This window comes from Psychrobacter okhotskensis (assembly GCF_965638355.1).
Lineage (GTDB): Bacteria > Pseudomonadota > Gammaproteobacteria > Pseudomonadales > Moraxellaceae > Psychrobacter > Psychrobacter okhotskensis.
Genome location: NZ_OZ281822.1, coordinates 1682430 through 1706846, shown reverse-complemented (window position 1 = coordinate 1706846; position 24417 = coordinate 1682430). Strand labels below are relative to the sequence as shown.

18 protein-coding genes and 1 pseudogene are annotated in these 24417 nt (G+C 44.2%); 6 read left to right on the top strand and 13 right to left on the bottom strand.

Translation table 11 applies throughout. From position 1 onward, the window contains the following. Positions 1-82: 82 nt before the first annotated feature. The gene (recD, locus tag ACSUPM_RS07205; protein ID WP_350587980.1) at positions 83-2296 is read left to right on the top strand and encodes an exodeoxyribonuclease V subunit alpha; all 2214 of its coding nucleotides are present in this window, start codon (positions 83-85) and stop codon (positions 2294-2296) included. Positions 2297-2520: 224 nt separating this feature from the next. Here recD and ACSUPM_RS07200 read toward each other — a convergent pair whose 3' ends face one another. Continuing rightward, entirely contained in the window at positions 2521-3084 is a 564-nt protein-coding gene (locus tag ACSUPM_RS07200; RefSeq protein ID WP_201616603.1) for a hypoxanthine-guanine phosphoribosyltransferase, read from the bottom strand. Positions 3085-3186: 102 nt separating this feature from the next. Continuing rightward, positions 3187-3855 carry a hypothetical protein gene (locus tag ACSUPM_RS07195; protein WP_101211089.1) on the bottom strand — a complete coding sequence of 223 codons (669 nt, stop codon included), beginning with the start codon at positions 3853-3855 and terminating at the stop codon, positions 3187-3189. 352 nt (positions 3856-4207) lie between these two features. On the opposite strand from ACSUPM_RS07195, the gene ACSUPM_RS07190 reads away from it, so the two are divergent. The 3 genes from ACSUPM_RS07190 to ACSUPM_RS07180 all read left to right on the top strand — a co-directional run bounded on the left by ACSUPM_RS07190 (position 4208) and on the right by ACSUPM_RS07180 (position 7552). Next, positions 4208-5893 (top strand): carbon starvation CstA family protein, encoded by a 1686-nt coding sequence (locus ACSUPM_RS07190; protein ID WP_025652694.1) that lies wholly within the window; start codon positions 4208-4210, stop codon positions 5891-5893. Positions 5894-6147: 254 nt separating this feature from the next. Then, the gene (locus ACSUPM_RS07185) at positions 6148-6429 is read left to right on the top strand and encodes a cory-CC-star protein (protein WP_051395134.1); all 282 of its coding nucleotides are present in this window, start codon (positions 6148-6150) and stop codon (positions 6427-6429) included. An 82-nt stretch (positions 6430-6511) separates the two neighbouring features. After that, the gene (locus ACSUPM_RS07180) at positions 6512-7552 is read left to right on the top strand and encodes an ArsA family ATPase (protein ID WP_350587982.1); all 1041 of its coding nucleotides are present in this window, start codon (positions 6512-6514) and stop codon (positions 7550-7552) included. Positions 7553-7603: 51 nt separating this feature from the next. Here ACSUPM_RS07180 and ACSUPM_RS07175 read toward each other — a convergent pair whose 3' ends face one another. Both ACSUPM_RS07175 and ACSUPM_RS07170 read right to left on the bottom strand, forming a co-directional pair. Then, positions 7604-9277 carry a DUF3482 domain-containing protein gene (locus ACSUPM_RS07175; protein WP_350587983.1) on the bottom strand — a complete coding sequence of 558 codons (1674 nt, stop codon included), beginning with the start codon at positions 9275-9277 and terminating at the stop codon, positions 7604-7606. A gap of 66 nt (positions 9278-9343) precedes the next feature. Further along, positions 9344-10708 carry a DUF2868 domain-containing protein gene (locus tag ACSUPM_RS07170; protein ID WP_350587984.1) on the bottom strand — a complete coding sequence of 455 codons (1365 nt, stop codon included), beginning with the start codon at positions 10706-10708 and terminating at the stop codon, positions 9344-9346. Between the two features lie 269 nt (positions 10709-10977). Between ACSUPM_RS07170 and ACSUPM_RS07165 the strand changes: the two genes are divergently transcribed. Continuing rightward, entirely contained in the window at positions 10978-11739 is a 762-nt protein-coding gene (locus ACSUPM_RS07165; protein WP_201566801.1) for an SDR family oxidoreductase, read from the top strand. 140 nt (positions 11740-11879) lie between these two features. On the opposite strand, the gene ACSUPM_RS07160 is transcribed toward ACSUPM_RS07165, so the two are convergent. From ACSUPM_RS07160 to ACSUPM_RS07150, 3 genes are all read right to left on the bottom strand, one after another. Continuing rightward, positions 11880-13382 (bottom strand): bifunctional 2-methylcitrate dehydratase/aconitate hydratase, encoded by a 1503-nt coding sequence (locus tag ACSUPM_RS07160; RefSeq protein ID WP_201566803.1) that lies wholly within the window; start codon positions 13380-13382, stop codon positions 11880-11882. Positions 13383-13530: 148 nt separating this feature from the next. Beyond that, entirely contained in the window at positions 13531-14157 is a 627-nt protein-coding gene (locus ACSUPM_RS07155) for a GNAT family N-acetyltransferase (RefSeq protein ID WP_101211096.1), read from the bottom strand. Positions 14158-14242: 85 nt separating this feature from the next. Then, complete coding sequence (locus tag ACSUPM_RS07150; protein WP_350587985.1) at positions 14243-16096, bottom strand: ABC transporter ATP-binding protein; 1854 nt, start codon at positions 16094-16096, stop codon at positions 14243-14245. 123 nt (positions 16097-16219) lie between these two features. Here ACSUPM_RS07150 and ACSUPM_RS07145 point away from each other — a divergent pair, with 123 nt between their 5' ends. Beyond that, positions 16220-16684 (top strand): DMT family transporter, encoded by a 465-nt coding sequence (locus ACSUPM_RS07145; protein WP_101211098.1) that lies wholly within the window; start codon positions 16220-16222, stop codon positions 16682-16684. On the opposite strand, the gene prpF is transcribed toward ACSUPM_RS07145, so the two are convergent. From prpF to prpC, 6 genes and pseudogenes are all read right to left on the bottom strand, one after another. Then, complete coding sequence (gene prpF, locus ACSUPM_RS07140; RefSeq protein ID WP_436879799.1) at positions 16681-17922, bottom strand: 2-methylaconitate cis-trans isomerase PrpF; 1242 nt, start codon at positions 17920-17922, stop codon at positions 16681-16683. The two genes, ACSUPM_RS07145 and prpF, sit on opposite strands and share 4 nt — an antisense overlap. An 80-nt stretch (positions 17923-18002) precedes the next feature. Next, positions 18003-18263, bottom strand: a complete 261-nt coding sequence (locus ACSUPM_RS07135) for a Txe/YoeB family addiction module toxin (RefSeq protein WP_037025847.1) — start codon at positions 18261-18263, stop codon at positions 18003-18005. 104 nt (positions 18264-18367) lie between these two features. Continuing rightward, positions 18368-18625 (bottom strand): annotated as a pseudogene (locus ACSUPM_RS07130) (type II toxin-antitoxin system Phd/YefM family antitoxin); the annotation flags it as partial. A 100-nt stretch (positions 18626-18725) separates the two neighbouring features. Then, on the bottom strand, positions 18726-20138 hold the full coding sequence (locus ACSUPM_RS07125) for an NAD(P)/FAD-dependent oxidoreductase (RefSeq protein ID WP_025652710.1): 1413 nt from the start codon (positions 20136-20138) through the stop codon (positions 18726-18728). Positions 20139-20393: 255 nt separating this feature from the next. Beyond that, complete coding sequence (gene acnD, locus ACSUPM_RS07120; RefSeq protein ID WP_436879798.1) at positions 20394-23051, bottom strand: Fe/S-dependent 2-methylisocitrate dehydratase AcnD; 2658 nt, start codon at positions 23049-23051, stop codon at positions 20394-20396. Between the two features lie 199 nt (positions 23052-23250). Continuing rightward, a complete protein-coding gene (gene prpC, locus ACSUPM_RS07115; RefSeq protein ID WP_025652712.1) occupies positions 23251-24390 on the bottom strand; it encodes a bifunctional 2-methylcitrate synthase/citrate synthase in 1140 nt (379 codons plus the stop codon). Between the last annotated feature and the right edge of the window lie 27 nt (positions 24391-24417).

Sequence of the window (24417 nt, the reverse complement as noted above, 5' to 3'; positions counted from 1 at the left end):
TGAGTAATGATTGACTGCATGAACATTGTTATACCTTTTAACCAAATCTAAAAAGAGACAAGCATACGATGAGCAATAATCTATGAATAATAATAAGAGCAGGGCGGATATAAGCTTACAAGAGAGCTGGGCTAGTAACCTCAGTAATTATATTTTGCTACGCCGTCAGCAGACGCAGGTAGCCTATAACACAATCGATGATAATTCTGATACTGATGATGGTAGCGCCAAAATAGACAAAACTGAAGACAGTGGGTTATTTAGCGCCTTATTCGTTATGTTGGCGACTCATTTGGAAGAAGGGCATACCGTTTTAACCATTGAATCGGCTGCGAATGAAACACCGCGACAAGGTCATATCAATGGCGAGTTAGTGACGCTACATGTGTGGCAGCAGCAATTGTTAGAGGTGTTAGCAATGCCAATCCTTGCGCTAATCGATACTCAAGTAGACAGCCAATCAGAAGATGATGCTACACCTGAGACGTCGCTATTTGTCTTGTTAGAAACTCTGTTTAACAAGCAATCTCAACTATGGGCACAGCTAACACTCAGTAATCATGAAAAAGAGGTGTTAGATAAACGCTTTGATATGGTGACTACGCTATATCAGTTGTTGAAAAATAGCGACTTTGAATCTTTCGTTCAGTCACTTCATAAGCATACGTTATTCGCCGATGTTGACACCAATACTCAGTGTAACACTAATAAAAATAGCCTAAGCAAAAGTAATCAACCTATTATTTATCGGCTTATTAATAACCAAGAGGCTGATGAGCAAAATACCTCCATCACTTTTTGGTTGCATCGAGCTTGGCAAGCCGAGTTCAACTTAGCAAAAAATATCAATAACATTCTGAATCAGCAAGTCAGCCCTTTACAAATAGCAATACCTGAAAACCTTCATGAGCACCAAGTGAAGGCGATTAATGTCGCTAATAACAACGCCTTTAGTATTATTACAGGTGGTCCCGGCACAGGTAAAACCTATACCGTTGCTCAGTTAGTCATCGCGCTGCAACAGGCCGCAGAGAGTAGGGATGGTGAACATAAAAGTATTAGATTCAGCACTGATAGCGCCAGTCTAGCGTTAGCCGCGCCAACGGGTAAGGCAGCACAGCGCATGCAAGAGTCGCTGCAGGCGGCGTTAGACACAGCTGGTGTTGAGCTACAGTTGCAAGAAGCAAAAACGATACATCGCTTGTTAGGTATTGGTCGGACGGGTAGACCGCGTTACGATGCCCATAACCCGCTTGGCGAAGATATTATAATCGTTGATGAGGCATCAATGCTTGGGGTGGAGCTAGCGAATTATCTTGTCAGTGCGGTAAAGCCTGGTGCAAGGTTGATATTATTAGGCGATGCGAACCAGTTAGCAGCGGTCGATGCAGGCGCTGTATTGGCGGATTTATGCCGTATTCCACTATTGCAATCCATTCATGCAGAGCTGACAGAGAGCCGTCGATTTACGGCAGACTCGGGGATTGGCAAGCTTGCTTATCAAATTAATAAAACAGAGACAGATACCCAAGTTATTTGGCAGTTATTAAATCAAGATAACGCGCTAAGTTTTCAGTATGTTAATAACGTAAACACCCTACAAACAGAAGTGCTTCAAAACAGCAAGACAAAAAATAGCCTAAGCAATAATAAAATTATCTCAGAACTGAATTTGAATTACCAAACATACCAGAACAAAGTAAGAACTCTGTTAGAAAGTCCGATCGAAAAATCCATGCCAGAAACCGTTAAAAACACCATTGCTTCATTAATGAAAATATTCAACCAATTTAGAATATTAACTGCTGGTCATAATGGTGAGTGGGGCGATCACTACATTAATAATATTCTCACTCAATGGCATCTTGCTGAGCTCAAGTTACCACTGGGTCAAAACACATGGTTCCATGGTCGTCCTGTTATGGTGCTGCAAAATAACTATGAGCTTGGATTGTTTAATGGTGATATTGGTTTTTGCTTGCAGACAAGCGATGAAAGAAGTCGATTAGAGGTTTTCTTTGAAAATAAAACGCAGGGGATTGCGGTCAATTTGTTAAATGAAGAAGTGATTGCCACAGCTTATGCGATGACCATTCATAAATCACAAGGCTCTGAGTTTGATCATGTGGCTATTACTTTTGACAATAGTCATGCAAGATTGCTGAGTAAAGAACTTATCTATACGGCAGTGACCCGTGCTAAAGAAAAGGTAACCATTTATAGTACCAAACACGCTTTTGAGAAAGCCGTTCAAACACCCACTGAGCGCCACACGGGTTTGGCATTACAGTTTTAGTTGCCTCGTATAGATAATCAAAATATACTAAAAACGCTATGGTATTGCTGATATCAATTTTTTGTCGCCTCTGTCTGCGCAGGCACAGCAAGCAAGAAAAATTGATATCAGCAGTGCGTGATGGTTCGATATTACTTTTCACTGACTATATTTAACAAACAGTATAGTTAGGCATTAAAAAAGCATCCAAATCGGATGCTTTTTTAAAATTCAAATACGAAGATTTAGACTTTGTCTTCTTTAATGGCGTAGATACCCGGTAGATGACGCAGGTAACCATGAAAATCCATACCACAACCGTAGACATAACGGTCCGCGACATCAATACCAACAAAATCAACGTCAAAACCTTCTACTTTGCGATCATGTTGTTTATTAAGTAGTACGCAAGACTCGATAGAGAGAGGCTTTTCTTTACTCAATTCTTCAACCACTGCTTTTAGAGTAATACCTTCGTCAAAAATATCATCGATCAACAAGACGTGCTCGCCCCCAATGCTGACATCAGGCTTAAACTTCCAATCAAGCTCGTTGGTCCCTTCATTATCACGATAGCGCGAAGCGTGGATATAGTGCATACGATGATAAAAAGTCAGGTGAGTGAGTAGTTGACCGGCTGGGATAAGACCACCGTTCATAACCACCATCACGATTGGGTTTAGACCAGCATAGTGTAGGTTGAGTTGGGCGGCAAGACGCTCATAAGCAGCGGCTACTTCGATACTGCTGATAAGGCACTCTGAGTTGCGCAGGGTTTTTTCGATTTCTTGATTACTAATTTGGGTCATGAGTTGCGCCTTCGATAAAAGTGCCGCCTATTTTAGCAAATTTTAGCAAATTTGCCCAACACTACCGCCTTAATAAAAACATAATAGTTTCTAATGTAGCCGTTATTCAGGCTTTTTTACGATGAATGGGCGATAATAGTCAGCCAAACGGTTTAATGAGGTATCAGGTAGGTCTGGCAATAGCTTGTTCAATGCCATACTCATGCCTTTGTCGATGGCGGCTTTAGCAACTGGCACGGACTTACGTTTAATCATGCCAAGCTTTAGCGTTTCTGCGTAGCGGCTGACAAAATGAGTCAACGTCTCTTCGTTGACCGTTTCAAGCGCAGTTTTAAAGGTCGGTCTATCAACGTGTTCAGGTGTAATGGCGGCAAAACCCTCAGTAATGGTTTTTGCATCGGCATCCGATAATTTAAAGCCAATACGCTTCACGCCTTCATTGTCAATAAAGGTGGCCCGATCTCTTAAAAAATGAAAACTGGGCAATACCTCTTCATTGTTTTCTTTACCCAATAAAATATTGAGTAGGGTGTCTGCTGCACGCTCAATGGTTCCAACGATTTTACGCATGGATGCTTGACGCTCAGGGTTTGGAATAATATCTACCAAGCCAACCAATAAGTTATCAATCAAGTCTCGGGCGGTTTGATGGCTTAGGGCATCGCGATAAGGGTAATAATCTACCTGTGCATCAGTAGCGATAACTTGTTCTGCCTCTTCGATCAGCGCTTTGAGTTTAGGTGAAGGTACGAATCCAAAATAGTGTGTCATTATAACTCCTTTATTTGTTGTTTTTAACGTCTTACCAACGTTACATCCCTTGTCAAATCAGTTACTATTTAAACCTCATGCTAAGCAAAGATTCATCACACTATATGTTGACTAGTGGCGTGTTCTAACTTTACAATGCAAGGTTTTTTTTAGCTAGGGTGTGTCCTCATTCTAAAAATGGTAATAAAAATGAGGACACACCCTAGTAATGATCTGACGGGAGTGCTGTTATTTCCCTAATAACGGGTGATCTGAGTCACTCACCGCCCACTAATCTAGCATATTTTTTATACTTTGCTTTAAAAAGCTTGAACTCATAAGGCTATCTACTACTTGTCTAGGGAGAGATAAGATGAATAGTGCTATTGTACTGTTAGTTGGTGTCGCCGCAATGCTCTGCGGTTATGTATTTTATTCGAAGTTTATCGCCACCAAGATTTTGGCATTGGACAACAGTCGTCCCACGCCAGCGCATACGATGAAGGATGGGGTAGATTATATTCCCACCAATAAGTATGTATTATGGGGACATCATTTTACATCGGTGGCAGGGGCTGCTCCAATCATTGGTCCTGCGATTGCGGTTATTTGGGGCTGGGTACCGGCCATTATTTGGGTGGTTTTGGGTACTATTTTTATGGCAGGCGTACATGATATGTCGGCCATTTGGGCCAGTATGCGCAATAGAGGTCAATCGATTGGCTCTATTGCCGGTACCGTCATGGGTACACGTGTACGTAGCTTGATGATGGTCGTTATCTTTTTATTATTATTGATGGTGAATGCTGTATTTGGCGTCGCTATTGCTAATATGATGATCAAAACGCCCTCTGCCGTATTACCGGTTTGGGGCGCGTTGATAGTGGCCTTTATCATCGGGCAGTGTATTTATCGCTACAAGATGAATTTGGTTTGGGTCTCCATCATTGGGGTCAGTGCTTTATACGGGCTGATCTATCTTGGTCCTATGTTCCCCATTGTATTACCTGAGACTTTTTTAGGTCTGCCTGATAATGCGCTATGGATTATTATTTTATTTGCTTATGCAGCCATCGCTTCTTTATTGCCGGTATGGATGCTGCTACAACCACGTGATTATATTAATGGTTTGCAGTTATTTGTCGGTTTGATTTTATTGTACGCCGCGATTTTTATTGCGACCCCCAACATTGTCGCGCCAGCCATAAACACGGCGCTACCAGTTGGCACACCTTCCTTGATGCCATTATTGTTTGTCACGATTGCCTGTGGCGCCATCTCAGGCTTCCATGGATTGGTAGCTACGGGAACTACCTCAAAACAGATTGATAAAGAAGAGGATGTGCGCTTCGTTGGTTACTTCGGTGCATTTGGTGAGGGCATGCTTGCCCTAGGAGCCATTCTCGCAGCCACAGCAGGTTTTGCGACTCTAGGAGATTGGGAAGCGGTTTATCAAAAATTTGGCGACGGTTCTATCGGTGCCTTTATTGATGGTGGCGCGACCATCTTAAATGCCGGTGTGGGCATTGACATGGTGCTATCTCAGACCATGCTGACTGTCATGGCAGCCTTGTTCGCAGGGACGACTATGGATACTGGGGTGCGCTTACAACGTTATATTTTCCAAGAATTTGGTGAATTTTATAACATCCCCGTTCTTAATAAGAGCGTAGTAGCTACGTTGCTCGCTGTCGGAAGCTGTCTACTGTTGGCATTTGGCGCGGGTGGTATCGACGGTGCTGGCGGTATGATTATTTGGCCATTGTTTGGGACAACAAACCAACTTATGGCGGCTTTAACCCTCATGATCGTTACTGTCATTTTATTACGTAAAGGTAAGCCAGTTTGGTACACCTTGGCGCCATTGTCATTCTTGTTAGTGATGACGGTTTTTGCCTTATTGATTCAGCTCAAAACCTTTTACGTTGATGGTAATTGGCTGCTTATCATTATGGACATCATCATTCTAGTCGCAACGATTTTAGTGACGTTTGAGAGTCTATCGGTATTGCGTAAAGAGTGGACCTTGCATAAAGGTAAAAGCAATATTGAAAAGTAATATCTAGATATAACGTCTAATCACTATTGGAATAGATATACAAAAAAACGCTAGCAGCAACTGCTGGCGTTTTTTGTATGAAATAGGCATGATAGATATAGTTAAAATATCCTAAAATGGCGACGTTATGGCTGATATCAGCAGTGCGTAAGGTATTGATATTACTTTTCACTGATTATAATAAGAAAGACTCACAATACGAGCAATCATTTAAGAAAACGCTGAAAAACAAAAATCTAGTAAATGGGACGATAATGACGACAGATAATATAGAAAACACTCAGCCATGGTGGCAGCGGTTCGTGGCAGGGCTGAATGAGTTTTATCATGCGCCTTATCGCCAGACGATGGCACGTGCTGCACGTGATGAAGAAGATTTCTTTATGCTGCTGATGTTCGCTGAGAGCTTAGGCATTGATAATCCTGCCAGCTTTTATACGTTAGAGCTACAACCATTATTTTTAGAAAACTTCCATGAGTGGCATACCCGCATGGGTATGGATAGATGTCCCTTTGACCACGTTGGTTGCTGCTAGTCATAGCCGTTTTTTAGTTATATCTATTTAGATTAAAGATTCTATTGATTAACAATTAACAATTAATAATTGAGACATGAGTATGGCTTTACACCCTCTACACGGATTAGTAGAACAACTGGCGACGCAACCGATTATATTCGTCGGTGGCAAGGGCGGTGTGGGCAAAACCACGACGGCCGCTGCACTTGCCAGCTATTATGCTGGCCAACAACAAAAAACATTGATTGTCTCAACCGATCCAGCGCATAGCTTGGGTGATGTGTTAAAGGTACGGCTCAATAATGAAAAAACTGCCATCACGCCGTATCTGGACGCCATTGAGCTAAATCCTGATGTCATCGTCGATGCGCATTTTGCTCAAGTTGAGCGCACGATTACCGCCTACGCCAATCCAGACATGATGCCCAAAATTCGTGAGCATCTCAGGCTATCAAAATCTGCCCCTGGTGCCCAAGAAGCCGCTATGCTCGAATCGATGTGTCAGCATTTGGTCGCGGCAGCAGATGCCAATTATGAGCATATTATTTTTGATACCGCTCCAACTGGACATACTTTGCGATTGCTGGTACTACCAGAGATGATGGGCGCGTGGACAGATGGATTACTGTCACAGCAACGGCGACAGGCGAAACTGCGCTCGGTAGCGACACATTTGGACCGTCACAATCAAAAAGACAGCAGCCAGAAAAAAGATAAAACTCAGCCAAATAATATAGCAAATCCATTTGCAGAAAAGAAGTCTGACCGCTGGGAGCAAGCAGTATCCGTGCTGGAGAAACGTAAAGAGCTGTTTCGTCAGGCGGGAGCACTGCTGCATGACCGTCAGCAGACTGCTATTGTATTGGTCATGACCGCCGATGTATTACCATTGGCTGAGACCAAACGTGCTATCGAACAGTTAGAAGACAGCAAACTCACGCCAGCAGCGATAGTCATCAATCAGCTCATAGCACCGGCCCAGTCTGATGAGTTTTGGCGCCATCGTGCTGAGCGCCAGCAGCAGCTGATGTATGATATCGACAAGAGCTTTACTAGTTATCCGCTTTATCCCATTTATCTGCAGCAAACCGACGTACGTGGTACTGAGGCATTAAGTGCATTGTTGCAGCCATTGTCGTAAATGCAACTTTGAAAAACCAAATACATGTTTTATTCAAGCAGAGTTGTCTAACTACTCACGCCTATGTGATTGCAACTTCCCAGAAAGTGACCATGCCATATCGAGTCGCAAACTTTGGGCAAGCTCTGCTTTACCACTACTGAGCGATGACCATTGTGGTTTGCCTCGTGCTTTTTTAAGCTCGCTTGGTAGTTTGTTGGTTGACCATGGCGTCACAGCGTTGTCTACTTCACTGTTATTTTCAGCTGATGGGTCGCTGCCGTCATTCTCACCTTTGTATAATAGTTGCGTGGCATCAGTCGCAGCGTGACCGCGATGGCGTAGGGCAGTGAGTAAGTCTATCGCACGAGTGGCGAGCAAGGTTAAGGTAGCAGGGTCAATGTATAAGCGTTTTACCCCAGTAATCCGGTCAGCAATGCTACTGGTATTCGATAATAACCCACCTGCGATACCGCCTATTGCCGCACCCAAACCCAACGTCGTGCCCAATGCGGCCGCATCAATGCCCAATCCTAATAACGCGCCAGCTGCCGCGCCCGATGTCGTACGAATCCCATAGCTTTTTAGCAATTCAGGGTCAAACGGATCTTGCTGATAGGCTTGTAACTCAAGCGGCGTTGCTGCCACCGCATTATCATAAAATTTATATAAATTAAGCAAATTATGCTGCATCGCGCGCTCACTTTGCCGAACGGCTTCTTGCATCTGCTGCAATACTGGCATCGGGTCATCATCATCACTAATCTCACGCACAAAAGCGGCAACATTCAATAAAAAATCCGCGATGATAATATTGGCCTCATCGTATAGCTGTGCCCAGTCTTCTGTGCGTCTCTGCATGAGCTGTTCTAGCATTTCTGAATGGGTAAGCATGGTCGCAAGATTTTGCCATAAATGCATTTCATCTTCGAACTCAAAAGCGACCGAATCAAAACGGGTAGAGATATGCAGATTGCGTCTTGCCAGCATGGTCTGCCATTCATCAATATTGGCATTTTGGCTATCAGTAAAATTAAACACCGGCATAACAGGTATCGCTGCCCACGATAAAATGGCCAACTCATCTTTGTATTTACCCAATACTGGCTCACGCGCATCGACAACATAAACTGCCATATCACTTGCCAGCAATTGGCGGATAACTTTGGCTTCTTGGCTATAGTCCTCATTGCTACTTAACGCATCACCACCTTGAGCGATATCAGCTGCCAAAAATTGCTGTAGACGTTCAATACCATCGCGACGACTGGCGGTATTGTCCTCCAACCAATCCATCAATCCCGATGCGTCCTCTAAACCGGGCGTATCATATAACGCCACCAGTACTTCGCCGGTCTGACTATCGGTCAGTTGGGCGCGTTCGACATGGCGTGTCGTCGCGGCTTCGTTTTTGACTTCACCAAAATACACGTCACGTAATAAGGTACGCAAAATAGAGGTCTTACCCGTATTGGTATGACCGACCACCGCCAGTTTTAATGGCTCACCGCTGGCTATCGTAGTTTTCTTACTCTCGCGAGTTGTCGAATCTTCAGCCTCATCCATAGTATTAGAATTGGTATCGATGGAAGTGGCGACGCCGGTTATATTGTTAGCACTGGATTTATTAATGTTAATAGGCTGGGTAAGTGCTGTCTTTGAATTTTCTACGTTGATAGGCTCATCTTTTAAGGCCTTGTCGGCGAAGAGACCAACAGGCTCATTCTTCGTTTTATTATTATCCATCATCTGATCCCGTATTATATTTATTAGAGTCTGGTGAAAATTTGAAAAAGTTATTATCATTTTTTATTAAGCAGTATAAGTACTTACCAAGCCAATCTTTCGTGCTGATAGAGCCGTTTGCCATTGTTGATATCGCACATTGTGTTGCAAGTCGTCAGTAGTGTCAGCGTCATCATTAAGTAGCTGCACAATCAGCCCGTCTTTAGCATGAGCCGAAATTTTATCAAGCTTGCGTAGCGTGCCACGGTCAGGCAGTGCTTTGCTATGAATACCGAGCAAGACTTGTACTGGATGGGTCTTTAAATACACTGTTAATCGATCCATATCATCACGGTCATCAACGATGCCAAAATTCTCTATCTCACTACTCTCATTAGTATTGGCATCAAGACCTTTTTGCCACCAGTTATCTTGCTCTGACGGATATTCAAGTAGCGCAACCAGCTTTTTTCCAGCGCTTACAGTTGCCTTTGGAGCGATAGGCGCCGCTACCTCAGTAAAATCGTCGGCATCAACCACATGACGCTGCCAAAAATTTAGAATTTTTTGATAATAAGGCAGCTTGATATCCAAACGCATTTTTTTACGACGGAACATGAAGGCACAAAACGCCCACGCTATCGCTCGTGGTACGATACCGTACATCAGCAAACTACCAATTAACAAGCTTGCCCATTGCCGCGCCACAGACAATGGCATGGCATCTGTCACCAGTCGGCTCTGTACGATAGCGGCATTGTCAGGTACGCCAAATCCGACCATACTGGGCAGCCAGCCAAGCACTTGGGTGAGGGTAATCAGTGCCTGATCGGATAGCAGCGTCGACTCCCAACTAAAGCTATATTGGCGTACAATTAATAAGAATATAATCGCAAAGAGCATACCGGTTAAGGTAGCAAGCCATAGCTGATGGCTAAAACGACCCAAATACCAGCGCATACCACTGTGCTGTAATTGGCGCTCGTACAAGTCGACTGCCGCCTTGGTGACATCGTCCTTACCACGGATAAGATAACTGGGGCTAACAAAACTCGCAAACCAGCTGGGCGACTGACGACCTTGGTTAAGCAAGGTCATGACTAGCCAGCCAGCTAGCATAAGGGTATGAAACCCAAGTAAACAGACCAAGACATAAAAGAAATTGACGACATTGGCTTGTAGTAAGGTAAATAATCCTAAAAACCCCGAGATGCACCACACCACACTCATGATCACCATGATGCCTTTTATGCGTCCATCAATCTTGCCCAATACTCGTGCCAGCGCGCCGTTACTATCGATACGTGAGGCACGGCGATGCAGTTTTTGGACGGGTTTTCCATCCTCATTTTGCAGCTTTTCCGTGATGAGTAGCGGGTCAGTGGCAAAGACATGCTGCTGCGTCTCAAGCGTGCGTACCAGCTCAGTCAATTGATCTTGTGGTGAGAGCATAAAGTGATAATATCCGTATAAAAGCGTTCATTTAGAAGACAATTTTTGATTATTGTAGCGTATATATAATAGCGATTACTGCTGTTATTTTGCAGCGTCACAAACCAATGATAACTAAATAAGCCATTATTCAGCATTTTTGTCATGGTAAAGGTGATAAAAATCAGCCAGAATGCATGAATGAATGATAGACAGGATAGTCATAACCATAAAGATAAGCCATACACTAGGCATGTCCTCATTTTAGAAATACAAAAAAAGGAATCGTTATGAGTACCAAAACTTATCTAATCATCGGCGGTACAGGTGGCATTGGCAGAGCCATGGTGGAGCAATTGGTAGAAAGCACGGCTAATAGTGATAGCCAAGACAGTCTACGTGTCTTTGCGACTTATCATAAAAGCGTTCCTGATTTTGAAGCAGACAATCTCTATTGGCTGCCCATGAACATCTGCGACGAACAGAGTATCAAACAAGCTGCTGATGTCATTAGTCAACAAACCGACCACATTGATTGGCTCATCAACTGTGCAGGACTCCTACATACTGCGACGCAGCAACCCGAAAAATCACTACGTCAGATTGAGACGGATTTTTTCTTAATAAATATGCAGGTCAATGCCTTAGCCGGTCTGCTTATTGCTAAGCATTTTAAATCCTTATTAGCCAAATCTGAACGTAGTAATGACAGTCCTGCTGTTTTTGCCACCATTTCTGCACGAGTCGGTAGTATCAGCGACAATCAGTTGGGCGGTTGGTATAGCTATAGGATGAGCAAGGCGGCGCTCAATATGGGCATGAAAAACTTAAGTATCGAATGGGGAAGGTCGCTCAAAGATGTGTGCGTGGTCGTCATGCAGCCCGGAACCGTCAACACGCAACTGTCAGCGCCTTTTCAAGGCAATGTGGCTGATGGGCAATTATTCTCGCCAGCTTATAGTGCAGAATGCTTATTAGAAGTGCTAAGCCGCATGACGGCTGCGCAATCTGGCAGCTTTGTTGATTGGGCAGGGGAATCTATACCTTGGTAGCGCCAAACGATTGAATATTAAAATTGATTCAATTCAATAGAACAAAATAGGGCGTGTCGTTATCATAATATTAACGGCACGCCCTATTTTGTTGATAAGACAAGGATAAATTAAGCGTAAATCTCTAGGTGAGCAAATGCTTAGTTCGCCATAAACAAGTCCATAAACTCATGCACGGGTGTTTGCTCCAAGCGTTTTTGGTCGCTGCATAACGCAAAAATAGCCTCGCAGCGACTGTCAATAAAACGCGTCGCCAGACTGGCTCGAAACTTGGCTTCTAATACAGGCAAACCTTCTTCACGGCGGCGTTTGTGACCGATAGGATATTCTACAGCGACCTTATCGGTACTGGTGCCATCTTTAAAGAACACTTGAATGGCATTGGCAATCGAACGTTTGCTTGGGTCATGATAGTCTTTTGAATACCGCGGATCTTCCTCTACCACCATCTTGCTGCGCAACTCATCGATCAATATATGATGCTGCTCATGATAATCGTCTTCATAGTTTTCTGCCATCAGATCTCCTGTGAGCAACGGCACAGCCACCATGTATTGCAAGCAATGATCCCTGTCAGCAGGATTGGCAAGCTCGCCTTGTTTTGAGATGATCCGAATCGCTGAATCATGCGTCGTCAAAACGATTTTTTCGATTTCATCAATTCTATCTTCGATACGTGGGTACAAAATAACGGCCGCCTCGCATGCCGTCTGCGCATGAAACTCAGCGGGGAAGCTTATTTTAAATAAGATGTTTTCCATCACATAACTGCCAAAGTCACGCTGGAAGGTAAAGTGGCGCTCGCTTTCGGGTTTAGTGGCTAAGTCTTTATTGGTGTGGCTGAACAACACATCATAAAAACCCCATTGCGGTGCGGTTAATGCACCAGGGATACCCATCTCACCGCGTCTGGTAATATCTACCAAGCGTACGGCACGGCTGGTCGCATCACCTGCAGCCCAAGATTTACGGCTTCCGGCATTGGGAGCATGACGATAGGTGCGTAGTGCTTGGCCATCGACGAGGGCTTGTGAGATAGCCGCCATGATACGCTCGCGCGGTAGGTTATAGAGCTTGGCGACGACCGCAGTTGAGGCCAATTTTACTAAGAATACATGGTCAAGCCCAACGCGATTAAAAGAATTATCTAACGCCAATACGCCTTGAATTTCGTGCGCCATAATCATCGATTCGAGCACGTCTCTCATGGTGAGCGGTGCGCGACCTTGGCTGACGTTTTGCTGACTGAGATAATCTGCGACTGCCAAAATGCCACCGAGATTGTCTGACGGATGTCCCCATTCAGCAGCCAGCCACGTATCGTTATAGTCTAGCCAGCGTACGATGCAGCCTATGTCAAAGGCGGCTTTAATAGGGTCGAGGCGATAATTCGTGCCGGGCACACGCGCACCATTTGGGGTAATTTGATCGGGGCAATCGGGGCCCAAGTGCTTGGTGCATTCAGGGAAACGTAGCGCCAGTAAACCGCAGCCCAGTGTATCCATCAAACAATAACGAGCAGTACTCCAAGCGTCATCACTGTTTTTGGAGTCTTTATCGATAGAGTAATTTAAAACATAGTCGGCAATTTTTTGAATTTCATCGTCATATTCTGGACGGACATTGCTTTCGACATTAGACATAATCGTCACCTCTTCCTTAAGTTAGCTACTTTGTTGACCATTGAGCGTTTACCACGGCCATGGTCATGACTCAAAAGTAGCACAGTCAATATGGAACTGCCAGATTGAATTATGTTAAGAATTTAGCAAAGGTTGACGATAAGTTGTGCTATGTCATTAGATAAATTAAGCCGGCGATAAACATTAGACCTAATATCAATAGCAATAAACTCAAAAACTTAGTGACAATTCCTGAGCCTGATCCTTCAGTGTGCTGTCTTTTTACTTTGCCTTTTTTAAGCAGAGGCAAGGTCATTTTGATATGTTCAATGCCATCTTCAAGATAATGCTCGCCTTCAGGAATGAAGCCTAACGACTCGTAGAAGCTGAGCAAATACGCCTGTGCGGAGATGACGATGGTCTTCTTTGCGTATTTTTTATGACAATATTTAATCGCTTGCGTCATGATTTGACGCGCGACGCCATTGTCACGATGTTCCGCCAGTACCAGCACTCTACCGATAGCGGGCATAGAGCTGGCGGTTTTGCCCGCCGGATGGGCGACAGAAAGATTGGCTTGCAAGGTATTAAACTCAGGCGGGATAATTCTGCAATAGCCAATCAGCGCCTCATTTTGATGGGCGACTAAGTGCAAACAATCAAAATCCACTTCGTCCATGTCTTGATAGGCACAGTTTTGCTCGACGACGAACACCTGCGCGCGTGCTTTTAAAATATGATAAAGATCAACTGAGGTCAGCTCATCAAAGGTTTTTATAGAGAATTCACAAGTCATAGTTTACTGGCTTTTGGCAAATTGTTGGTTAGTAAGTAGAAGATAAAAAGTGTCGCGTATTATACCGCTTTAATCTTATTCTGCATTAACCGTTCAAGGTTTGACTGATCTTATCCAAATTTAAACTATCAGACATGGCGCTAAATATCTCGAAGTACTTGCCATGTTTCTCATACAGCGCTTCGTGAGTGCCTGTTTCGACCACGCGGCCATCTTCTATCACGACCAAGTCATCCGCATCGATAATTTGGGCGATATTGTGTGACACCATAATCACCGTACGGTCTTTTTTGATGAGATCTAGGCTTTTTTTCACTTGTTGACTGGCAATCGCATCAAGGCTGGCGGTTGGCTCATCCAAAAATACAATGGGGGGATCTTTTAAGAACATCCGTGCCAGCGCGATACGCTGCTGTTGGCCACCTGATAATGATTTAGCCGTACTTTCATAGCCCTCTGATAACGATATGATTTGCTCATGAATCGAGGCTTTCTTTGCGGCGACGATAATATCTTCATCAGTAGCATTCATATCGCCATAGCGAATATTTTCACTAATCGTACCTGAAAAGATATGATTGCTTTGCAGCACCAGACCGATATTTTGACGCAATTCATGGGTATCGCAGTCGGCCAAATCATGCCCATCTAAACATATCGTGCCAGCATCTGGCGCGTAAAACTTCACCAATAGATTGATAATGGTGCTCTTGCCAGCGCCGCTTAAGCCCACCAGTGCCGTAATGCGATTGGGTTTAATAATAAAGCTGATATCTTTTAGTGCTTGCGTGCCATTAGGATAAGTAAAATCAACGTTTTTTAGCTCAATGTGACCTTTTAGATTTTTGGTACTCATTCCTGATATGTTTTCGACTTGCTGGTCATCCTCTAATATCTCAAAGAAGCCTTCAGCATAGGTCAGGGCATTATTGATTTGATCATAAATACGATGTAATTGACGGATAGGGGCGGCGACGTTTTGAAACAGCATGACATGGAATAAAATCATCCCGATGGTCATCTGGCCTTTTAATACAAAATAGGACGTCAGCACGATAATCACCACCACGCCTATTTGTTCAATAAAAGTCTTTATCGCGTCATAAATAAAACCAATACTACGAATACGCAGCTGATTGTCAGTCATGTCTTTTTGAATGGTTAAGTGCTTCTCAGCTTCTATCTTCTCTCGCACAAAGGATTTTACTACGCTGATAGAGTTAATCAGCGAAATAACCAAACCACTTTTGGCTTCTCTATAGCCACGCATCTGCCGACGGAAGCCTTGCAGACGCCGAGCTTGTTTTTGGCTAATAAAAAAGTAAATCGGGATAATAATAAGACCGACCAAGCCGATCCAAAAATTGGTCGAAAACATAATAATGAGTGAGACAATCGCACTGGCAAACAGCGGCAGCATATCGATAAAGAAATTTTGCACTAGGCTGGTTAGACTGCTAACGCCATAATCGATACGGGTTTGTAATTTACCGCTGTCATTTTCGCTACTGGTATAAAACGCCATGCGATAGGTCAAGATACGCTCAATGATTTTTTGTGATAAATCACGCGACAGATTGATACGAATCTTTTCACCATAAAAGCGCTGACCAAACGAGATGAATATCGATAACACCTCTTTGGTCAATAGCACCGCACTAATAATACCTAGCATTCGCCAACCCGCGTCCCAAGGATCGGCAAGGGTAGCAATTTCGGTCAAAGTATCAACCGCATAGCGCAGCACAAAGGCATTGACCTGTGCGGTAAAGGAACCAAGTACCGTTAATATCAGTGTTGCAATGATTAAGATTTTATAAGGCGCGGCAAAGACAGCAAGCTTTTTGAGAATATCCCACAATAATGCCCGCCGCTCCGTTTTTTTAAGTGGCGGTTTTTTATCTAATTGCAAATGGCGTGATTGCGGAGGTGTTGGCATAAACGCTTAACTCATGGGTATTAATATTTCACTAAATCTTATTTATATTAAATAATTGAAATAAAGTTTAGTATTATTTAGTATTGTATAGAGACATTTTTTATTTCATTTTGGGGCAGTCATTTGAAAATACTTCCTTACGTCTTAATCAGCCTTTTAGGTGGTGCTATTGTTCCGCTGCAACTGGCCATCGTCAATGCTTTTCGAGAAAGTACACAAGCCTCTCAAATACAATCTACCTTTTATTTATACTTAGGAGGTGCATTAGCTTCTTTAGTGCTGTCGTATGTGATGAGTGGCGGTATCAAGCCGCCAATGATTGAAAACGCGACGTGGTGGATGTGGTTGCCAGGATTTTTGGGCAGCTTTTATATCTTATTCATGTTTATCGCTGCGCCAAAGATAGGCGCAGGTAATACACTGCTTTGGGTGTTTCTTGGACAAATGTATTTTGCCCTTATTCTAAGCCAAACGGGCTTGTTTGGCTTAGCGGTTAAAGCGATAGATATCTATAAAATCGCTGGCTTAGCCTTAGTCACTATAGGCGGGATGTTAATGATATATGGTGAGACGAGAGTTAACGGTTAAAAACAATCCGCTGGTACAAACACTTCACCGACCATGATACGGCGCGCTGAGCGGCTCATCGATACTTTTTTGGCTTGCCAGCGACCATCGACTTGTTCTGTTTTTCCGCCTACGAGTAACGTTCCTGAAGGATGACCAAAGCGCACTTCCATCAATTCGCCTGCACCTGCCGCTTGGTTAACTAGAGTCCCTCGCGTCGTCGCTGCTGCTGCTATGGCAACCGCTGCTGTGCCCATCATGGCATGATGCAATTGTCCCATACTCATCGCTCGTACGACTAAATCAATATCATTAGCATCAACGGCCTTGCCACTAGAAGCAGTATAGCTTTGCGCAGGAGCAACCCAAGCAATCTTTGGAATATGTTGACTGCTTTGTGCTTCATTGACGTTTTTAAACAATCCCATCGCCACGCCACCTTTGGCACGGATTTTCTCAAGCTTCGCCAAGGTTTCGCTATTACTGTTGATATCACCTTGCAGTTCGGTACCCGTAAACCCAAAATCTTCTGCTTTCATAAAAATAGTTGGAATACCGGCACTGATAAAAGTTGCCTTGACGCTATCAGTATTTAAACCACAGCTAGAGACATCAAAATCATCAACTAGGTTGCCAGTGGGGAACATATCGCTTGATGAGTCAACAGGATCAATAAATTCAATTTTGACCTCAGCGGCTGGGAAGGTCACACCATCTAATTCAAAGTCGCCGGTTTCTTGGACTTGTACCTTGCCTTGTTCGTCCATGTAAACAGGCACATGGGCGATGATGGTTTTACCGATATTCTCTTGCCAAATGCGTACTTCGCAAATACCACTCTCACTACCGTCATCAATACTATTAGCAATTTTATCAGCGTCAACCAGCCCCATATTAATGGCACAGGCACCAACCGCAGCGGTTAAATTACCACAGTTTCCCGCCCAATCAATCATTGGCTTGGCGATATTCACTTGCCCAAACAGATAATTGACATCGTGGTCTGCTTGCTTAGCTTTAGACAAAATTACTGTCTTTGACGTACTAGAGCTGCCATTACCTAGACCGTCGATTTGCTTACCATAAGGGTCAGGACTGCCGATGACACGCAATAAAAAGTTATCACGCGACTTGCCAGCGACTTGGCAACGCTCTGGTAGGTCGGATAGTTTAAAGAAAGTGCCTTTTGACGTGCCACCGCGCATGTAGGTGGCTGGGACGGAGATTTGCGGGGCGAAAAATGAAGTTGGTTGGGTCATTGCTAGAAGTCCTTTTTGTATTGTTATAAGATTGGGTATGGCGGCGTCATCAAGTAAACACGAACGAATGGACATGCTCGTTAATAATGATAGCGACACGAAATAATCGTCAAATAGTTATCATCAACGGCGTACACCAACCGATTGGCATCATCGATGCGTCTTGACCAAAATCCGGATAAGTTTTCTTTTAAAGGTTCAGGTTTGCCAATGCCTTCAAACGGATTACGCTTACATTCGGTAATGAGCTTGTTGATGCGCTTGAGTGTTTTTTTATCTTGTGTTTGCCAGTATAGATAGTCCTTCCACGCAGCATCTGTCCATGCTAATTGTTCACTCATGATCAGATCTTTTACGTTTATGAAAGCCTTTGAGATCAAGCATTCTCAATATCACTATCTGTATGCTCATTGTCATCGCTACTACCGTCACTTTTACCACTGCCTTCTGCTGTATCAATTAGTTCACGCGTAACAGTCTTGCCAGCTTTATATTGGGCAATAGAGTCCGCTAAGTGCGCCGCATTGGCAGGTGATTTTAATAAATAAACCGTTTCCATTAGGCTATTATAATAATCGAGAGACATCACTACCGCATCATCCGCATCACGGCGAGTCACGATAGTGGCATTGGCATCGTCATTTACCGTATCTAAAACAGACTTCAAATGCTTTCGGGCTTCTGAAAAACTGATTACTCTCATGAGAGACTCCTATACATGTACAATACATTGTACATGTTACACTATTGATCAGTAGAACTCAACCCATCCTGATTGGGTGAAGCTATTGTGATCACGAATTTTAAAGTTTGGACTCTTTCTTAAGTTTAAACGAATCTTCGTGTGGCTCAATACTCATACGGAAGGACTGCTTTCCGGTAAAAAAAGCAACCATCCAATTCCAAGTCGTCGCCAAACGATTTTTGGCGGTGCTAAGCGACAAGATATGAATGACAACCCAAGCAAACCACGCAATAAAGCCCTTCAAATGCGATCCGTTAATATCAGCAACCGCAGTGAGACGTCCAATCATCGCCATATCACCGCTATGTTTATAATGAAATGCTTTATCAGTTTTACCGCTTAAATACTTACCGAGATAGGTGCCCTGACTGCTCGCCACTTGACCTAACTGGGGATGACCTTTCGGGTACGCTTCATCATGAGTGGCCAGTGCAATATCGCCAAGTGCGTATATGTCGTTATGATTTATTAAACTCAAATGACTGTCAACCAGTAAGCGCTTACCTTGACCATAATCCTCTGTATCGAGCCCTTGTATAAAATCACAAGTGACGCCTGCCGTCCAGATAAGGTTGTGTGTGTGCAGAGTCTGCCCACTTTGTAGGGTAACCATATGACCATCGTAACTTTTTACAGGATCACTAAAGATCAGATCAACTCTGAATTTCTCCATTTGTAGCTTGGTATACTGTTGTGATGATTCACTCATTGGCGCGAGCAACACAGGATCGGCCGTCACTAACGTTATACCGCCGATATTATCTAATAACTCTGGATACTCTTTATGAAGGGTATATCTACGAATTTCAGACATCACGCCTGCCAGCTCAACACCACTAGGACCACCACCAGCGATGACGATGGACAAGTAGGGCTCACGCTCGGCAACGGGCAATGAAGCCGCATAATTAAACTGTGACAGCATGTGGTTGCGGATACTGAGTGCGTCTTTTATGGTTTTCATTGGCAACGCATGCATGGCTAACTCTTGATTGCCAAAATAATTGGTCTCTGCACCCTTTGCAATAATCAAACGGTCGTAAGAAATCTCACCGGTGTCCAGAGTGATGGTTTTATCTTTAGGATTGATGCTTAAGAGCGTACCTTGACGATAGCGGACATTGTCATAATTTGAGATGTATCGACGTAGCGGATAACTGATATCTGATGACGCTAAAAATCCAGCAGAGACTTGATAGATCAGCGGTGGGAAAAAGTGATAGTCATTACGGTCAACTAAGGTGATACGGTCAGCGCTATATTTGGCCAATTGCTCAAGACAACGAATACCGGCAAAGCCTGCACCAATTAAGACGATATGACGGCGGTTATCTGTTTCTGCAGGTAATTTGGTAGGTGATTTTTCAGGTAACTGCGCAGATAGCTTTGAGGATAATGATGCTTGGTGACTGCTCAATGGCTGGTTGTTTTTATTCAGCTTGATTTCATTGTCTACGATAAGAGTGCTCATTATATTTCCTTTTTGTCTTTACAGTAATTTGTGAAATAACAGAAGCTGATGGGGGTCAATAAAATAAGGTAATGATTAGGACAATACGTTGTGAACCAAACCAGTATATTATAAATCAACGGGGTTTGAAACCTATAGCAAGAGAACAAAGGCTGAATTTTGTTCATTAATTTAGCGAAAATAAAAAAAGAGCCACTTTCAAAGTAGCTCTTTTTGTACTTAACGTTTTAAAAGATGTAAATCAAAGGCAAACATCTACGCAATATCTAACGTGCCATCGATAAACTCTTTGGCAAAGCGTTGTAGCATACCGCCGGCGTTATACATTTTGACTTCATCAGCGGTATCTAAACGACAGATAATAGGGGTTTCAGTTTTGCTGCCGTCGGTACGATTAATGACTAGGGTCATCAGCCCGCCAGCGGAGACGTCACCCGTTACATCAAAGGTTTCCGTACCATCAATGTTTAGGGTATGGCGATCTGTGCCTTTTTCGAACTGTAACGGTAGCGCGCCCATGCCCACTAAGTTTTGACGATGGATACGTTCAAAGTCTTCAGCGACGACGGCTTCCACGCCAGCTAAACGCACACCTTTTGCCGCCCAGTCACGGCTTGAGCCTTGACCATAGCCATCACCTGCGATGATGATGAGCGGCTGCTCACGGTTCATATAGGTCTCAATCGCTTCCCACATGCGCATAATTTGACCTTGTGGTTCCACACGGGCCAGTGAGCCTTGAATAACATTGCCTGCTTCATCACGTACCATCTCGTTCAATAATTTTGGATTGGCAAAGGTCGCACGTTGCGCGGTCAAATGGTCACCGCGATGCGTTGCATAAGAATTATAGTCCTCGCTTGGTAAGCCCATGGTATCGAGGTACTCGCCAGCGGCCGAGTCACCCATAATGGCATTAGACGGTGACATATGGTCGGTGGTGATATTGTCACCCAATACAGCCAATGGACGCATGCCTTTTAGCTTATTCATCGCGGCCATTTTACCTTCCCAATAGGGCGGACGGCGAATATAAGTGGTCATCTCGCGCCAATCGTATAAGGGGCTTAGTGCCTTGCCTGTATCTTTTTTGGCTTCATCAAACATCGGAATATAAACGGCATTGAATTGCTCAGGCTTCACAGCTTTGGCGACGATGGCATCGACTTCTTCGTCATCAAACCAGATGTCTTTTAGATAAACGTCGTTGCCGTTTTGATCCTTACCTAATGAATCTTTTTCGATATCGAAACGAATATTACCCGCGATGGCATAAGCGATAACCAATGGTGGTGACGCTAAGAAGGCTTGCTTAGCATAAGGATGGATACGACCGTCAAAGTTACGGTTACCAGAAAGTACCGCCGTGCTGAATAGGTCGCGGTCGATGATTTCTTTTTCGATCTCAGGGTCTAATGCACCGCTCATACCATTACAAGTCGTACAAGCAAAACCAACCACATCAAAGCCGATTTTTTGTAGATCAGGCATCAGTCCAGCTTCTTCTAAGTACATTTTTACCGTTTTTGAGCCAGGCGCTAATGATGATTTTACCCAAGGCTTGCGTAGTAGGCCTTTGGCATTAGCATTACGGGCGACAAGGCCAGCGGCAACCATATTGCGAGGGTTAGAGGTATTGGTACAGCTGGTAATCGCTGCGATAATCACCGCGCCATCTGGCATGAGGCCATCTTCTGGTTCAGGGAGTTTGTCACCCTCACCGTGAGCAATACCTTTAGCAACCAAATCCGTGGTTGAAACGCGAGCATGCGGACGTGAAGGGCCTGCCATATTACGGACAACTGCTGACAAGTCAAATTCAAGCACGCGGTCGTAAACGGCATTTTCCATGCCATCTGCCCATAGACCGGTCTGCTTCGCATATTGCTCGACCAGTTTAATTTGATCTTCACTACGACCGGTTAGGCGTAAATAATCGATGGTTTGCTCATCGATATAGAACATCGCAGCCGTCGCGCCATATTCAGGCGTCATATTGGAGATAGAGGCGCGATCACCAACGGTAAGCGCGCGCGCACCTTCACCGAAGAATTCAATATAAGTAGAGACCACGCCTGCATCACGTAAGAACTCGGTCATAGCCAGTACCAAATCGGTACCAGTAATACCTTTTTGCAATTTTCCGGTTAATTTAACACCAACGTAATCCGGCAAGCGCATATACGATGGGTTGCCTAGCATGACACTTTCGGCCTCTAATCCACCGACACCGATCGAGATAACACCCAACGCATCAACCATTGGCGTATGGCTGTCGGTACCGACCAAAGTATCGGCAAAGGCTACTTGTTCACCGGCTTTATTGTGTACGACTTGGACGACTGGCGACATTTTTTCTAAATTAATCTGATGCATGATGCCGTTACCCGGTGGTACGACGTTGACGTTATCAAAGGCATACTGACACCAGTTGATAAAGTGGAAACGGTCATCATTACGGCGCTCTTCGATAGCACGGTTTTTCTCAAAAGCGTTTTCTTCAAAGCCTGCATGCTCAACGGCTAGTGAATGGTCAACAATCAACTGCGTTGGGACGATTGGGTTCACTTTTGAAGGGTCACCGCCTTGCTCAGCGATGGCGTCACGGAGACCTGCCAAATCAACAAACGCAGTCTGACCTAGGATGTCATGACAAACGACGCGAGCAGGGTACCATGGAAAATCTAGGTCTTGCTTACCTTCGATATGTTGCTTAAGTGCAGCGGTCAAATCCTCAGGTGGGCAACGACGCACTAAATTTTCACACAATACTTTTGAGCAGAACGGTAGCTTGTCATAAGCGCCAGCTTCAATGCTCTCAATCGCTTCACGAGTGTCAAAGTAATACAGGTCGGTGCCGGGTAATGGCTTTTTAAAGGGTTCATTCATCGGTTGTACGAGGGCGTTGTCCATAAGTCACCTTTGGCTGTTGGCTGGTTGGAATGAGGGCTAAAAAAGAATAGTTCTTTTAGCAAAATCATCAAGATAAAAGCAGAGTTTGCTAAAAAAACTTTTAAAGCGTTAGAGGTAAGTATTTGTAGGGTGTGATTCATACATAGTTTTAAAACACGTAAGGAAGACACACCCTGCAAATCATCTATATCAAGAAAAATTAACGCGCACTCATCTCTGGTACTGGACGCAATTCTTCACCGGTATATTCTGCACTTGGGCGAATGATACGGTTATTGGCACGTTGCTCAAACACGTGTGCTGCCCAGCCGGTTAGACGCGAACACACAAAGATTGGCGTGAATAACTTGGTTGGAATACCCATAAAGTGATAGGCAGATGCATGGAAGAAATCGGCGTTACAGAACAGTTTCTTTTCACGCCACATGACTTCTTCACAGCGAACTGAAACAGGATAAAGCACTTCATCACCAACGTCAGCGGCTAGCTTCTCAGCCCAACCTTTAATGACGACGTTACGTGGATCTGACTCGCTATAGATCGCATGACCAAAGCCCATGATTTTGTCTTTACGCGCCAGCATACCCATCATTTCTTCTTCAGCGTCATCAGGTGAGCTAAAGCCTTCAATCATATCCATCGCTGCTTCGTTCGCGCCGCCATGGAGAGGGCCACGCAGTGAGCCAATCGCGCCGGTAATGCAAGAATGGATATCAGATAGAGTAGACGCACAGACACGCGCGGTAAAGGTCGAAGCGTTAAACTCATGCTCTGCATACAAGATAAGTGAGACGTTCATTACTTTTTCGTGTAGCTCGTTTGGCTTTTCACCTTTGAGCAGATGCAAGAAGTGACCACCAATCGTCTCATCATCGGTGTCGGTTTCGATACGCACATTGTCATGAGTAAAGCGATACCAGTAGTTGATGATTGATGGGAATGTCGCCAGCATACGATCGGTTTGATCGTTCTCTTGCGAGAAATCAGTTTCCGTCTCTAGGTTGCCGAGCATAGAGCAACCAGTACGCAGTACATCCATTGGATGGGCGTCAGCTGGAATGCGTTCGAGTACGTCTTTTAGGGCTTGCGGCAGACCACGCAGTTTTTTGAGTTTGGCTTGATAAGCCTCTAGCTCGCTCTGGGTTGGCAAATTGCCATAAAGTAGCAAGTAAGCCACTTCTTCAAAAATACATTTATCTGCCAGTTCTGACACATCATAACCGCGATAGGTCAAACCTGAGCCTGATTTACCAACAGTTGATAAAGCTGTTTTACCTGCGACTTGACCGCGTAGACCTGCGCCTGACAATACTTTTGTTGATGGGTTTTGTGCTGCCATGATGAAATTCCTTTTGTTGGTAGCTTT